12 protein-coding genes are annotated in these 14,703 nt (G+C 34.7%); 10 read left to right on the top strand and 2 right to left on the bottom strand.

Annotated features, from left to right (window positions below; translation table 11 throughout):
* Positions 1-107 precede the first annotated feature (107 nt).
* From ACSVDA_RS10005 to uvrC, 7 genes are all read left to right on the top strand, one after another.
* A complete protein-coding gene (locus ACSVDA_RS10005) occupies positions 108-1,058 on the top strand; it encodes a lysylphosphatidylglycerol synthase transmembrane domain-containing protein (protein WP_485882843.1) in 951 nt (316 codons plus the stop codon).
* Positions 1,055-2,512, top strand: a complete 1,458-nt coding sequence (locus tag ACSVDA_RS10000; RefSeq protein ID WP_485882841.1) for an alkaline phosphatase family protein — start codon at positions 1,055-1,057, stop codon at positions 2,510-2,512. Before ACSVDA_RS10005 ends, ACSVDA_RS10000 begins: the two co-directional genes overlap by 4 nt.
* A complete protein-coding gene (locus tag ACSVDA_RS09995) occupies positions 2,509-3,270 on the top strand; it encodes a glycosyltransferase family 2 protein (protein ID WP_485882839.1) in 762 nt (253 codons plus the stop codon). Before ACSVDA_RS10000 ends, ACSVDA_RS09995 begins: the two co-directional genes overlap by 4 nt.
* 400 nt (positions 3,271-3,670) lie before the next feature.
* Positions 3,671-4,432, top strand: a complete 762-nt coding sequence (locus ACSVDA_RS09990) for a hypothetical protein (protein WP_485882837.1) — start codon at positions 3,671-3,673, stop codon at positions 4,430-4,432.
* Positions 4,433-4,502: 70 nt separating this feature from the next.
* Positions 4,503-5,435, top strand: coding sequence for an FTR1 family iron permease (locus ACSVDA_RS09985; RefSeq protein WP_485882836.1), 933 nt, complete (start codon positions 4,503-4,505; stop codon positions 5,433-5,435).
* Between the two features lie 335 nt (positions 5,436-5,770).
* Positions 5,771-7,153 (top strand): nucleoporin-interacting protein, encoded by a 1,383-nt coding sequence (locus tag ACSVDA_RS09980; RefSeq protein ID WP_485882834.1) that lies wholly within the window; start codon positions 5,771-5,773, stop codon positions 7,151-7,153.
* Positions 7,154-7,170: 17 nt separating this feature from the next.
* Positions 7,171-8,949 (top strand): excinuclease ABC subunit UvrC, encoded by a 1,779-nt coding sequence (gene uvrC, locus ACSVDA_RS09975; protein WP_485882911.1) that lies wholly within the window; start codon positions 7,171-7,173, stop codon positions 8,947-8,949.
* Positions 8,950-9,319: 370 nt separating this feature from the next.
* Here uvrC and ACSVDA_RS09970 read toward each other — a convergent pair whose 3' ends face one another.
* A complete protein-coding gene (locus tag ACSVDA_RS09970) occupies positions 9,320-9,772 on the bottom strand; it encodes a YslB family protein (protein ID WP_485882832.1) in 453 nt (150 codons plus the stop codon).
* Between the two features lie 382 nt (positions 9,773-10,154).
* On the opposite strand from ACSVDA_RS09970, the gene ACSVDA_RS09965 reads away from it, so the two are divergent.
* From ACSVDA_RS09965 to sdhB, 3 genes are read left to right on the top strand one after another with little or no spacing between them, the layout of a single operon-like run.
* Positions 10,155-10,763: a succinate dehydrogenase cytochrome b558 subunit gene (locus ACSVDA_RS09965; RefSeq protein ID WP_320207713.1), complete on the top strand. Its 609-nt coding sequence runs from the start codon at positions 10,155-10,157 to the stop codon at positions 10,761-10,763.
* Positions 10,764-10,795: 32 nt separating this feature from the next.
* The gene (gene sdhA, locus ACSVDA_RS09960) at positions 10,796-12,559 is read left to right on the top strand and encodes a succinate dehydrogenase flavoprotein subunit (RefSeq protein WP_485882830.1); all 1,764 of its coding nucleotides are present in this window, start codon (positions 10,796-10,798) and stop codon (positions 12,557-12,559) included.
* A 1-nt stretch (position 12,560) separates the two neighbouring features.
* Positions 12,561-13,322 (top strand): succinate dehydrogenase iron-sulfur subunit, encoded by a 762-nt coding sequence (sdhB, locus tag ACSVDA_RS09955; RefSeq protein WP_320207715.1) that lies wholly within the window; start codon positions 12,561-12,563, stop codon positions 13,320-13,322.
* A 246-nt stretch (positions 13,323-13,568) separates the two neighbouring features.
* On the opposite strand, the gene ACSVDA_RS09950 is transcribed toward sdhB, so the two are convergent.
* Positions 13,569-14,630, bottom strand: coding sequence for an endonuclease/exonuclease/phosphatase family protein (locus ACSVDA_RS09950; RefSeq protein ID WP_485882828.1), 1,062 nt, complete (start codon positions 14,628-14,630; stop codon positions 13,569-13,571).
* Positions 14,631-14,703: the final 73 nt, after the last annotated feature.

The following is a 14,703-nucleotide window of genomic DNA, read 5'->3' as shown; positions in this document are numbered from 1 at the left end:
GTCATGAACTACAGTGTATCCAAACAGCCTTTGTAAAAAATATATTTTAAGTGTTACACTTATGTTAATATCTTAAAGTACAGAGTAAAGATGAATGGGAAGAGAGTATGAAAAGAAGTAATCTTTCACTATTGGTAAAAGCAATTGGGATTTGTTCTGTAGTTATCTTTATAATCTTATCATCCACACTGTTTAATAGTTCTGACTTGCTATTGTCAATAAAAAAACTTATAAATAAACCACTATTATTAGCTGTCATGTTTGTAGTTTACGGCCTGTCATTTATCTTGCGGTCGTTAGCATGGAAATGGTATGTAAATGATAAGGTTACGTTAATCACTTGTATGCAAGGCATCTTCTTAAGCCTTTTTGTTAATCATGTAGTACCTTTCAAAGTTGGAGACGTTGTTAGAGTTGGAGTGATGGCAAAGAAGGAGAAATTAATCCGTCTAGATGAGGTATTACATTCAGTCGTAGTATTACGCATCATCGATATGGCTATCTTAATGTCAATATCAGGATTTGGATTTATAATTATATTAAAAAGCTTCCCATTGCAGCAATCTATTTTTTTCTATGGTGCTGTTTTTTTCGTGGTTACTATTATTGCCGTTATTTTTTTAAGAAAGTTTGCCAATCTTGTGAGAAGGCATATTGCTTTGTTGAAAAATGCGCTAAAAGGTTGGAAGGGGTTATTAATCATTTCGACAGTTTTATTAAGCTGGATATGTGAAGGCGTTGTCGTATACGGTGTCGCTCTCCTTTATCAAGGAAATCTCGCCTTTTTGCATTCTGTGTGGGTAAATAGTTTAACTGTCGGTGGCCAAGTGTTTCAGGTGACTCCTGGCGGACTTGCCACCTATGAAACGGTTATGACATTTGCCATTACTAGTATAAAAAACATCACAATGAAAGAGGCATACGAGATTGCAATTATTAGCCATGCTTTTAAATTTATTTTTTCGTATATTGTAGGTATGATAACAATCATTTTTACACCAATTTCTGTTAGTTCTATCATCACATGGATAAAAAGAAAAGGAGGCTATTCTTCATGAAAAAGGCATCAAAATTTGAGAAGTTTGCAGCTCGGTGCTGGAATCTTTTGAATGAAGGGAAGCCATTCACGCCTATTTTTGTAATAGGTACGATGCTTCTATTTAATCTTACGACTCTTTTTGAGTCACAATCGTTTTCAGCATTTCTATTAAGCTTTATCTTAATACTCCCTGTGTTTATACTATATTTCATTTATGATTTTCCATTGTTTTTACGCAATTATTTATGGATTCCATTTGTTATTTATTTAATTATTTGGAACAGTGTTAATGTCCCATTACTACTATTTGCTTTAGGGTTATATTTCTTTTTTACTGTCTTTTTTTGGGGTACACTGTATTATCATTTGCGCATTGGAACAACGTGGTGGAACTTTACACGTTTTTGGAAGCTCGTACTAAAAAATAGTGACTCCACGAGTGGTAATGCACAGGAGCAATTACCAAAGTTCTTATTACTTCTATCATTATGGAATTTAACATTTGAACAAATGCACTTGGGTATAGAATTATCATACACATCTCTATTAGTTTTTTATGTCCTTTTATTATTGTTCGCATGGATATTACATCGAAATTTGTTTGATTGGAAGCCAAAAGTAATAAGTGAAAAAACAAATAACGCTCCAGAACAAGAGGAAGCGATGAGTGATAAAGTAGTTGTTTTAGTCGTTGATGGTATGAGAAAAGAGCGATTTGAAGAGGCGAATACACCCTTCTTAGATTATTTAAGAAAAAATGGTACAGACTATTCTCAAATGGAAACGTTATATCCAGCTAGAACAGTTGTATGCTTTACTTCAATGTTTACTGGAACATATCCTTTTGAACACGGTATTAAATCAAATATGGTGTGGAAATTAGGAATTAAAGTAGAGAGTATCTTTGACTCATTACGAAAAGTAGGTAAAAAAGGAAGACTGCTAGGCATTGCCCATTTAGTTGATTCAATGGGTGATGATGTCGAAACCGTTACAGCAGTTATGCATAATGATGTTGCAGACAGAAACATCATTGATAGAGCAAAGCTAATTATGAGCGAACAAGATCCGGATTTGCTAGTCGCCCAGTTAATTAGTACAGACCAAACAGGTCATAGCCGTGGTGTTCTATATGATGAATATATTCAAAAAATTGAAGAAGCAGATACTTTGCTAAAGGAATATGTTGATTGGCTAGAAGAACAAGGAAAGATGACAAACACAACAATTATCGTTTGTGCTGACCATGGACAAGCTGATGGGATAGGTGGTCACGGACATTTAGATGAGGGAGAACGGTATGTTCCATTTTTCATGTATGGTGCAAATATCGAAGAAGGTAAACGAATTGACGATAAGCAAAGTCTCGTTTCGGTTGCGCCGACAATCGCTTACTTATTAGGCGCTCCATACCCGAGTCATAGCCGTGGACCAGTTTTAGTAGATGCGATAAGAAAGGGCGTTCACAAATGATGAAGCAAACAGTAATCGTATTTTTACCAGCCCACAATGAAGAAAAGTCAATTGCTGAGGTTATTAAATCAATTCCTAGGTACTTTCATGACAGGATAGAAGTAAAAGTACTCGTTATTGATGATGGTTCGACAGATCAAACAGTGAAAGTAGCACAAGAGGCAGGTGCGGATTATTTTTATCAATTTTCATCAAATCAAGGTTTAGGAGCAGCTGTGAGAAAGGGATTAGAGGAAAGTGTTAGGTTAGGTGCGGATATCAGTGTAATGATAGACGCTGATAATGAATATCCAGCAGCACAAATCCCTGATCTTTTACAGCCAATATTATCAGGTGAATATGATTATGTAATGGGTTCACGCTTTCTTGGGACAATTCAAGGAATGAAGCTTCATCGCAGGTTAGGAAATTATTGCTTTACATTTATGCAATCCATCCTACTAAGAAAGTGGATACATGATGGACAATCGGGTATGAGAGCATTCTCACTACAAGCGATGAAAAATGCTGAGATTATTCATGATTACAATTATGCCCAAGTTATCACGCTGAATTTAGTAAGAAAAGGTTTTCGTGTGAAGGAAGTTCCTATTAAGTATCATGTGAGGACAAAAGGTAAATCATTTATCAAATTTAATTCTTATATGACAAGTGTCATACCTGCAATAATAAAAGAAATAACTAGGCCAGTGGAACAAGTAGAAATAGATTACAATTATCACATATTACCATTAGAAGCAGCTAAAAAGAGTAGCTAATCTTACAAAATTATGTCAGCAAAATAGGATTTTGAATCATCAATTTATAGAAGATACATGCCACCAATAGTTGGAAAACTACAATTCTAACTTGTTAAAGTATCTACAGCATGACGGATAAATAGCTAAAATGCTTTTTTGGAGATGTAGGAGGTGTTTGTGCATATAGCCGCACCTTCAAGCCTCTAAAAACCGCTTCGGCTGATTTGAAATCACTTAATATTCATCACATATTAATGAAGTTCTTCTATATGACAGGCATCAAACAACAACTTTGCGATTAAATAACATTGAACAGATAAACGAAGCTTATAGGATGACACTTATGCTTTTCTTAATATATAGTATTGACATTAATGATGATAATCATTATCATTAATTGTGTGGGAGGAAATATTATATGAAAAAGGTATTATTTTTTTGGGTGACATTGATATTCATTTTCAATTCGCTATTAACGACTCAAGTTTTTGCATATTCATATGGTGATCCAAATAAGGAGCCGATTGCTGAAGCATATAAGGATATGCTTATAAAATTAAATGAAGAACCACCTAATTTTTCTGAGGCTAAAGCCATTTACGAGACAGTCAAAGAAGATGTTGACCTCCATATGGGCTCAGAGCCAACTGAAACAATTATAAAACATATAGAGGATGAAAATAAAGATGCAGTCATTAAGGACTTAGAAAAAATCCTCGTTTTGAATATAGCACGTCGACTTGAAAGTATTGAACTAAACTTTGAAGATTTTGATACATCTAAGCGTTTATTAGCAAAAGGATTTGCTACATATGAAGCAATATCACCACTTATCGAGAGTAAAGATCAAAAATTGAATCAATCGTTAAGAAATGAGTTTGATCTTGCATTATCTGCCCTTGGAAACCCTGGATTATTTGGTGTAGGTGAGAAAGAAGCAGATATTAATAGTTTTATAGAAAGTAAAGAAATCATTCTTTCGACAATTCAAGAGCAGCTTAATGTGTCAAATATTGAAGTTGGACATTTTAACGAGGAAGATATTGAGTCTACTTTGACGGACACTGGAAAAAAAGAATGGACAGATTTATCTAACTTTACAAACTGGATTCCAATTCTTTTAATCATTGGTGTGATAATAGCTATCGTTATATATTCTATGAAGAAAAAAAGAAAGTAATATATGAGCATCATTTATGAGTTTTGAAATTCGTCTTATGAGATACTCCTAGTGGGGAAGGAGAAAAGCTATGCAAATTCAAGCATTATTAATTACGTTTCGAGAGGTTCTTGAAGCCCTGCTCATTGTTGGGATTATTACGACCTACTTAAAAAGAATGGACCATTCAAAATATACTAAATATGTGTGGTTAGGAGCAGGATTAGCTGTATTAGCAAGTGTCGGGATTGCGATGTTGTTCCAAGTTGTTTTTACCGGTTTTGCAGCCATGGGAAATGAGATGTACTTAAAGATTGGAATTATTTTAGTTTCTACATTGCTACTTACCCAAATGGTGTTTTGGATGGCAGCGCATAGTAAAGATATTAAGGGTAATGTAGAAGGCAAAATGAATCGATTTATTTCAACAGGTAATATCATTGGTATGGTTATTCATTCATTTCTAGTCGTTTTGCGCGAGGGTGTCGAAACAGTATTTTTCTTTGCAGCGATTACCGGGGGGAATATTGGTGCAGCACTTGAAGGTTGGGGAGCAATAACGGGTATGCTCATTGCTGTAGTCATTTGTTACTTCTTCTTTAAAGGGACAATGCGTATTCCATTAAAGACATTCTTTAAAGTAACTGGTGCATTTATTATCTTAATAGCAGCTGGTTTATTAGTTCAAGGAATCGGAATGCTCCAAGATTTAGAAATTATCGGTAGTGTAATGCCACACGTCTATGACATTACTTGGTTTTTACCAGAACATCCAATCGATTACGCGCATTATGTGCGAGATAACGGAATAGCACCTCTCTTATCGGGTGATATTGGTATATTCTTAAAAGCACTTTTCGGTTATTCTTCTATGCCGTCAATTGAAGAAGTGTTGGCATATGTAGGGTACTTCGTAGTGATCTATTTACTAATTAAATCCCATTATGGCCAAGAGCAGCAGAAGAAGAGCAAACAAGAACAACCAAACAATGTTAAGGTGCTTGAACCCCAAACAAAGCTTTAAAAAAATATACTTTTAAAAAGTACGAGACAGTAGTCTTGTACTTTTTTCAGCATATTAAAGTATTCTTATATCGATGTATAAGGAATAAATAAATTCATAAACCTATTTAGTGTCGAGGTTGAATAATGTTTTTGAAACTGTTAGATGAACAGAAAAGTCGTTTTCATGCTTCTCTATTTGTAAGAATTAAGGAGGTTAGCCTAGGGGATTATCAGCGTTTTGCTGATTTTCAATAACCTTAAAACCTAATGAATCATTTCCTAGAAAATAATAAAAAGCATATACTTTCACTTTGTGTTACTGTTTGTATTATTTTTTTAATTTGTTATTATTATTTGCAATTAATATATAGCAGTCCTTTTGCTGCAACATGGGATCAGGTAGATTTTACTTTGGCACTTACACGTTATGATTTATTATCAATGCAGCCACATTTCCCTGGTTATCCTTATTTTATATTAGGTGGTATGTTAATAAATACGGTCATTGATAATGGAGCTAAAGCACTAGCGGTTTTTAATGTTTTAGCGATGATCACTTCCGTTATACCGATTTATTTGATGTCTAGACAATATATTAATAGACAACAAAGCCTTTTGGTCGTAGCAGTCATACAAACAACAAGCTACGTAGGGTTAATTGTTACTCAACCTATGTCAGAAGGTTCAGCGATAGCATTTCTTTGGTGGTATATATGGAGTTTATTTCAAGCAAAAAATTCAGATCGATTTGTTTTGCAGTTATTACCTCTGCTTTTTTTTAGTATCGTTTTAGGTATTCGTCTATCTTATTTACCCTTTGGGATCGGTATCATACTTCTTTGGATGTATGATTGGAAAAGGTTTGAATCTTTTGGTAGACTTAGTCGTTTAGTTGTATTTGCAATCATTTTTCAACTATTTTGGGTTATAGGATTAATAATGACTGAAGGAAGTGTTAGTGGCTTCATTAAATTAGCTCTATCTTTTACAACCGGTCATTTCAATGACTGGGGTGGTACGCAAGTTACCGCTAATGAGTCTGTTATTTATCGGTTATTAACATTAATTGGAACAAATATAGTCTGGAATGGAGTAGCTGCTAAATCATTTTTATTATTGTTAGTATATAGCGTACTATTCATTTTTTGTTGTTATAAATTGCTTACACAAAAACCATACACTCGCTCGGATTATTGGTTATTAATCATAGGTGCAACGTATTTCATCTGGGCATTGTTTGCGCAAAACATTGATAAGCCTAGACATATAACGCCTCTAGTAGGTATAATTCTTTTTCAATTACTCATTATGATTTTAAAGAGATCCTTTCACATATTTCTTGTTGTTATGTTAACATTTATTGTCTTTAGCCAAGTCGTAGTAGGATATCAATTAATTTACGAACAAGCAACAGAGCAACCAGCTACACATCAACTAGGCAATTATTTAGATGTGAAGAACGAATTTGTTGTATTATATACTTGGGAGGAAACGAGGGTACTAAAGTATAATAACGTGTCCTTTCCTCATAAAAGAATATTTACTTATGAAAGGTTTCTACAAGACAAATTATATTATAGCGATGCTACAATTTATGTTACTGATCATGTACTCAAAGGATTTGAATCACAAGGGGTTAATGTTTCAGGATTTATTGAGGAAGTGACTTCATTCTCTTCGAGTATCATGTCGGACCCTTCATATGGAGAAATCACTTTATATAAGTGGAAAGATTAAAGGTTGGAGCGATTGTCATGTCAGATCATTTAAAAGAAAAAATTTCAATTGTACCAGAACATCCAGGATGTTATTTAATGAAGGACAAGCATGGGACAGTCATCTATGTAGGGAAGGCGAAAGTTCTAAGGAATCGTGTCAGATCTTACTTTACAGGCTCTCATGATGGAAAGACGTTACGGCTAGTAAATGAAATTGTTGATTTTGAATATATCGTGACATCTTCAAATATAGAAGCTTTAATTCTAGAAATAAATTTAATTAAGAAGTTCGATCCAAAATATAATATCATGTTAAAGGATGACAAGACGTATCCTTACATTAAAGTCACAGCAGATACTCACCCTCGTCTACTCATTACGAGGAAGGTCAAAAAAGATAAAGGGAAATATTTTGGTCCATACCCAAATGTTCAAGCTGCGAACGAAACGAAAAAACTATTGGATCGTATGTACCCTCTGCGCAAATGCTCAACGCTCCCAGACCGAGTTTGCTTATATTATCATATGGGACAATGCCTAGCTCCTTGTGTAAATGAAGTGTCTGAAGAGCAAAACAAAGAAATGGTCGAACAAATCGTTCGATTTTTAAATGGTGGGTATACACAAACAAAAAAAGAACTAACTTCAAAAATGCTAAAGGCATCGGAGGAGCTAGATTTTGAGCGAGCTAAAGAATACCGCGATCAAATTACACATATTGAAACAACGATGGAAAAACAAAAAATAACATTGAAGGATTTAGTTGACCGTGATGTATTTGGCTACTCTTTTGATAAAGGATGGATGTGTGTACAAGTATTTTTTATTCGTCAAGGAAAGATGATAGAGCGAGACGTGTCCATATTCCCCTTTTACAATGAGCCGACTGAAGACTTTTTAACATATATAGGACAGTTTTATTCAAAAACAGAGCATTTTATTCCTAAGCAAATATTGCTTCCAAATGGTACTGATAAACAGTTAGTTGAACAGTTATTACAAGTACAGGTTTTACAACCAAAACGGGGACAAAAGAAGGAACTGCTTGATTTAGCAAAGAAAAATGCGAAGCTTGCTTTACAAGAGAAGTTTTCACTTATCGAACGTGATGAAGAAAGAACGATTAAGGCAGTAGAAAACTTAGGTACCCAATTGAGAATTGAAACTCCTCACCGTATAGAGGCCTTCGATAATTCAAATATTCAAGGGACGGATCCTGTATCTGCAATGGTTGTTTTTATTGATGGGAAGCCCGAAAAGAAAGAGTATCGAAAGTACAAAATTAAATCAGTCATTGGGCCAGATGATTATGATTCTATGCGCGAGGTAGTAAGAAGGAGATACACTCGTGTATTAAAGGAAAATATGCCATTTCCAGATTTAATTTTAGTTGACGGTGGCAAAGGGCATTTAGCCGCAGTTCAAGATGTTTTAGAAAATGAGCTAGGAATCGAAGTTCCAGTTGCAGGTATGGTTAAGGATGATAAACACCGCACATCTGAACTAATTGTTGGTGATCCTGTCCAAACAGTACCGCTAGCAAGAAATAGCCAAGAGTTTTATTTGATTCAACGTATACAAGATGAAGTGCATCGCTTTGCAATTACTTTCCATCGTCAAATAAGAAGTAAATCTGTTTTTAAATCTATACTTGATGATATCCCTGGTGTCGGTGAAAAGCGGAAAAAAGCACTTCTTAAGCATTTTGGCTCAATCAAAAAGTTAAAAGAAGCAACCGTAGAAGATCTTCAAAATGCACAGATTCCAATAAATGTAGCTAAAGAAATTTATAACAAGATGAACGACAAAGACTAATCAAAAGTTATTATTTAAGAATTAACTATTTTTAAGCTGATTTAATTATTCATATCATTTATGTTTATTATCGATGACAATCACATAACAATTAGGAGCCAAAATTGAGTTAGAGACCCTGATAATATCCGTCAGGGTCTCTATCGTTAAAATAACTTATTTATCGTACTAAGAAATAACAAACAGATTTGTCTTTTTGTTTCACATAGATAGTTGTTGTTCATACCTAGATTTCACAGTATCTTTTCTTCTATAAAACGATGACTGTTGCGTAAAACAACATCATTATCTTCTAGTTTAGGAAAATAGTATCATAGTTTACGAAAAGAGCGACCCTACATTGAATATAATTTAATGAAGAGCTGGCTGTTTATGAAGAAATGATATCATGCCTATCCCATTTTACAGTGAAAATCACTTTTTTCGATCGAGGCTTTTGCTGCTCATAAGCTTCTGTAATCATTTGTTTTTGTCCTTGAATTTGTTCCGCTAAAAAACCAGCTTCTAGTTGAAAGGTTATATTGTCAGATGATAAGCGTTTTTCAACAAGCTGTCCATTTAATTCGAGGTGTAGCTCGTTTTTTGTTTCTTTTACAGTGGATAAGTTCCCCCATCCAGCTTCATGAAAAAATGACATGATTTCATCAATATTATTACATGGAAATTTTCTAGCTAGATCTTTTCCTGATAAATACATAATAAATGATAATTCTTTTCGAAAAATATTCGGAAGCACATGTTCTCTATAGATATCTAACCCAAAAGCAGGTACGGATGTATTGTTTTCTTCTGTATGTTCTTCGGTATGGATTAAGTTCTTCATTTTGCCCCCCTCTTCATCAAATTATTATATAACAATAGCAGCATTAAGGCATAAGTTTTTTGTTTACTTTCAATGAAAACTTTTAAGGATACAGATTGTTCGTCTTTTATGAAGAGTGGTTCACCGGAATATGGAAAATTACGGTGCAATTTGATTGATTATGACGAAAAAAAAGAAAATTCATGAATATTTTATGAACACGTTTTCTTGACGCTTGATAATGATGAGAGTACAATAAATTTGTTACATTATATTGATAAAAAATGCAATCTATTCATTTTTTATTTTTTCCTCATCATAAGTAACGGGGATGGGATTTTATTTTATTTTACTTTTGTTTTAAGTTTTCAAAAAAATGATTCAACTCAAAGGGGGTATAACTGTGGAAAATAATCGTGAATTCTTTTATCGCAGATTACATTCACTATTAGGAGTCATTCCAGTAGGGATATTTTTAATTCAGCATTTAACTGTGAACTACTTTGCGACAAGAGGTCCGGAGGCGTTTAATAAAGCGGCTCACTTTATGGAAGGTCTGCCATATCGCTATGTTTTAGAGGCTTTTGTCATTTTTCTTCCTATTTTATTTCATGCGATATACGGGCTGTATATTGCTTTCACAGCTAAAAATAATGTAAGCAATTATAGTTTTTTCAGAAACTGGATGTTCCTATTACAACGTATATCAGGGGTTATTACGTTAATTTTCATTACTTGGCATGTTTATCAAACCCGAGTTCAAGCAGCTTTCGGTGCAGAAGTTAATTATGATATGATGGCGAATATTTTAGAAAGCCCTATCATGCTTGGTTTTTATATCGTTGGTGTTATTTCAACTATTTTTCATTTTGCAAATGGATTATGGTCATTCCTAGTTAGTTGGGGAATTACCGTAACTCCCCGTTCACAACAAATTTCTACTTATGTAACGATCGGTGTGTTTGTAGCACTTTCATATGTAGGTATTCGTACGATTTTAGCATTCACTTGAATCTAAGTAAGCAATTAAAGGGGTGAGTCACTTTGAGTAACGGAAAAATCATTGTAGTCGGCGGTGGGCTAGCTGGCTTAATGGCAACAATTAAAGCTGCAGAAGCAGGAGTAGCGGTTGATCTATTTTCATTAGTACCAGTTAAACGTTCTCACTCTGTTTGTGCACAAGGTGGTATTAACGGTGCCGTAAATACAAAAGGTGAAGGAGATTCACCATGGGAGCATTTCGATGATACAGTCTATGGTGGAGACTTTCTAGCAAATCAGCCACCGGTAAAAGCAATGTGTGATGCAGCACCTGGTATTATACATTTATTAGATCGTATGGGCGTCATGTTTAACCGTACACCAGAAGGATTACTAGACTTCCGTCGATTTGGTGGAACGCAGCATCATAGAACGGCATTTGCTGGTGCAACGACTGGTCAACAGCTGCTATATGCATTAGATGAGCAAGTTCGTCGCCACGAGGTGAGTGGGCTTGTAACGAAATATGAAGGTTGGGAATTTTTAGGGTCTGTCATTGATGACGATGGGACTTGCCGTGGTATCGTCGGTCAAGATTTAAAAACAATGGACATTAAATCATTTAAAGCCGATGCAGTTATTTTAGCGACAGGTGGACCTGGAATCATTTTTGGGAAGTCAACTAATTCAGTTATTAATACTGGATCAGCAGCGTCGATTGTTTATCAACAAGGTGTTAGTTACGCGAATGGTGAGTTTATTCAAATTCATCCAACAGCTATCCCAGGCGACGATAAGCTAAGACTGATGAGTGAATCAGCACGTGGCGAAGGTGGACGTGTATGGACGTATAAGGATGGAAAGCCATGGTATTTCCTTGAGGAAAAATACCCTGCATACGGAAATCTTGTTCCACGAGATATTGCAACACGTGAAATATTCCATGTGTGCGTTGACTTAAAACTAGGAATAAATGGAGAAAATATGGTCTATTTAGACCTATCACATAAAGATCCTAAAGAGCTTGATGTTAAGCTTGGTGGTATCATTGAAATTTACGAAAAATTTATGGGTGATGATCCACGTAAATTACCGATGAAGATCTTCCCTGCTGTTCATTACTCAATGGGTGGTTTATGGGTAGATTATAATCAAATGACAAATGTACCTGGCCTATTTGCTGCAGGAGAATGTGATTATTCTCAACACGGTGCTAACCGTCTTGGTGCAAATTCATTACTGTCAGCAATTTATGGAGGTATGGTCGCTGGGCCAAAAGCTGTTGAATATATTAATGGTCTTGAGAAAAGTGCTGAAGATATATCCTCTACTTTATTTGAAAGCTTTGAGAAGCAAGAAACTGAAAAGTGGAATAATATTTTAAATCTTGATGGTAATGAAAATGCTTATATTCTTCATAAAGAACTTGGAGAATGGATGACCGATAATGTAACAGTTGTTAGGCACAATGATAAGCTACTAAAAACAGATGAAAAAATACAAGAACTTATCGAACGTTTTGATAATATTAATATTAATGATACAGCTAAATGGAGTAACCAAGGTGCATCATTTACTCGTCAACTTCAAAATATGCTTCAATTATCACGTGTTGTAACGATTGGTGCATATAATCGAAACGAAAGTCGCGGTGCTCATTATAAGCCTGACTTCCCTGATCGTAATGATGATGAATGGCTAAAAACAACGATGGCAAAGTTTGTTGATCATAAATCAGCACCAGAATTTAGTTACGAAGATGTTGATGTATCATTGATTGAACCACGTAAGCGTGATTATACGAAGAAAAAGAAGGGGGAGAAGTAAGATGAGTGAGCAAAAAGTCGTTCAATTTATTATTACACGACAAGATGAGCCTGATTCTTCTCCTTATGAACAAGAGTTTGAAATTCCATATCGACCGAACATGAATGTCATTTCAGCACTTATGGAAATTCGCAGAAATCCGGTAGATAAAAATGGTAATAAAACAGCTCCAATTAATTGGGATATGAACTGTTTAGAAGAAGTATGTGGTGCTTGCTCAATGGTCATAAATGGAAAGCCACAGCAATCATGTACAGCTTTGGTTGATAAATTAGAGCAGCCGATTAGATTACAGCCTATGAGAACATTCCCAGTCGTGCGTGATTTACAAGTTGATAGAAGTAGAATGTTTGATTCATTGAAAAAAGTTAAGGCTTGGGTTCCGATTGATGGAACGTACGATTTAGGACCTGGTCCACGTATGCCTGAAACGAAACGTCAATGGGCTTATGAACTATCAAAATGTATGACATGTGGTGTGTGCTTAGAGTCTTGTCCGAACGTTAACAGTAAATCAAACTTTATTGGACCTGCTCCACTTTCACAAGTTCGCTTGTTCAATGCACATCCAACAGGAGCAATGAACAAGGGCGAGCGTTTAGATGCACTTATGGGTGAAGGTGGTCTAGCGAATTGTGGGAACTCCCAAAACTGTGTCCAATCATGTCCAAAAGGAATTCCATTAACTACATCAATTGCATCCTTAAATAGGGATACAGCTATTCAATCATTTAAGAATTTCTTTGGAAGTGATCGAGTTTAATTAGTAATGAAAACCTCTTCAACGTTTGAAGAGGTTTTTTGTTTTCTTATTGATTATGCTTTCATACTAAGTCTAGCTAAAAATATGAACAAAGTCTTAAGGCTATCTATCTCCCATAAATTTAATATGAAATGAACTTGCATAACAACAAGCTTTAGTAACTTTTCTTCTCTAAAAAGATGCAGGTGGCATCTAACCTCATTCTACTGTTTATATAACAATAGCAACAAAGTGAAGCGAGCATTACTATTTTAAAATAAATTCTCCGGTCACTGGGTTATGATCACTGTTTTCATATCCTAAGTAATCTCCTGATACATTTATAACTTCAATATTTGGAGACACTAAGAAACCATCAATTACAGCTAAGAAATTCACTCCTTCTCTAAATGGATATTGGGTTGTGCGGCTAGTTGGAACATTTTGATCTGCTATCCATTGGAAGCCCTCGGGTTTAAATGTTTCAGGGAATTCTTGCAGCCAAACAGGCCACTCTTCTGTTGTTTCGAATAAATAAGGATCTGTTCCAGGAATAACATGATTCCAGTCTCCACCTAATATTAAATAGTTTTCTTTTTGTATCTCATTTGCTAAATATTGAGATAAATATTGTAATTGCTGTTTTCTCACCTTCCCACCTTTATCGTATGCTGATAAGTGTAGGTGAATAAGAATCAGCTCTTTTCCATTGTCGATAGGAATTCTATTTTCGGTAAATGCACGGTCCAAATCAAATAATTGTCTAGGCCAGTCTTCTTTTCCAGCTAATGCAAATCTAGTACTTTGTTCAATGTTGTATTTTGATAAAGTCAATATACCACTATTTGCCGATCCCATTGGATCTAGGATTGGTACTGGTACCCAAGGGACTTTGTAATTTACACCATACGTATAACTATAATCAGGTAATTTCTTTGAAATATGGTCAACTTGATTAATGTGATTGCTACGTGAAGAATCAGTATCAACTTCTTGTAATAAATAAATATCAGATTTTTTATCCTCTATGAATGACGTTATCGCTTCTAAATTTATCAAAGTTTGTTCTTTGCTACTTGATTTTGACATTTTTCCACCATCTAGAAAGAAATCTTGCTCCTTATCTAACCCTGCATAACCAATATTAAAAGTAGTCATCGTAAAAGGTTCATTTGCCTTAAGCATATTTCCACTTTGGTTATTAACTGTAAGTGAAATTTTTTCTGCAGGTTTATAATCTGTAACTGTCACATAAATCAAAAAAATGATAAAAATTAGTGCGATTGATAGAATGATATAACTTATCCATTTTGCGACTTTTATTGCCATGTACATTCTCCTTTATTAATACGTTTGTTATTACAAATACTGCAACTATCACTATCATAAGAATTTTACCTAT

Origin of the sequence: Cytobacillus sp. Hm23, from assembly GCF_051842895.1 — a bacterium.
Classification (GTDB): Bacteria; Bacillota; Bacilli; order Bacillales; family SM2101; genus Nanhaiella.
The sequence above is the reverse complement of the archived record's forward strand: the minus strand, read 5'-3'. Positions and strand labels throughout refer to the sequence as shown.

Excerpts from the sequence above, each read along its gene's own strand:
- uvrC (WP_485882911.1), top strand. The coding sequence starts at position 7,171 with ATGTCAGATCATTTAAAAGAAAAAATTTCAATTGTACCAGAACATCCA.
- ACSVDA_RS10005 (WP_485882843.1), top strand. The coding sequence starts at position 108 with ATGAAAAGAAGTAATCTTTCACTATTGGTAAAAGCAATTGGGATTTGT.
- ACSVDA_RS09990 (WP_485882837.1), top strand. The coding sequence starts at position 3,671 with ATGAAAAAGGTATTATTTTTTTGGGTGACATTGATATTCATTTTCAAT.
- ACSVDA_RS09950 (WP_485882828.1), bottom strand. The coding sequence starts at position 14,630 with ATGGCAATAAAAGTCGCAAAATGGATAAGTTATATCATTCTATCAATC.
- sdhB (WP_320207715.1), top strand. The coding sequence starts at position 12,561 with ATGAGTGAGCAAAAAGTCGTTCAATTTATTATTACACGACAAGATGAG.
- ACSVDA_RS10000 (WP_485882841.1), top strand. The coding sequence starts at position 1,055 with ATGAAAAAGGCATCAAAATTTGAGAAGTTTGCAGCTCGGTGCTGGAAT.
- ACSVDA_RS09995 (WP_485882839.1), top strand. The coding sequence starts at position 2,509 with ATGATGAAGCAAACAGTAATCGTATTTTTACCAGCCCACAATGAAGAA.
- ACSVDA_RS09970 (WP_485882832.1), bottom strand. The coding sequence starts at position 9,772 with ATGAAGAACTTAATCCATACCGAAGAACATACAGAAGAAAACAATACA.
- ACSVDA_RS09985 (WP_485882836.1), top strand. The coding sequence starts at position 4,503 with ATGCAAATTCAAGCATTATTAATTACGTTTCGAGAGGTTCTTGAAGCC.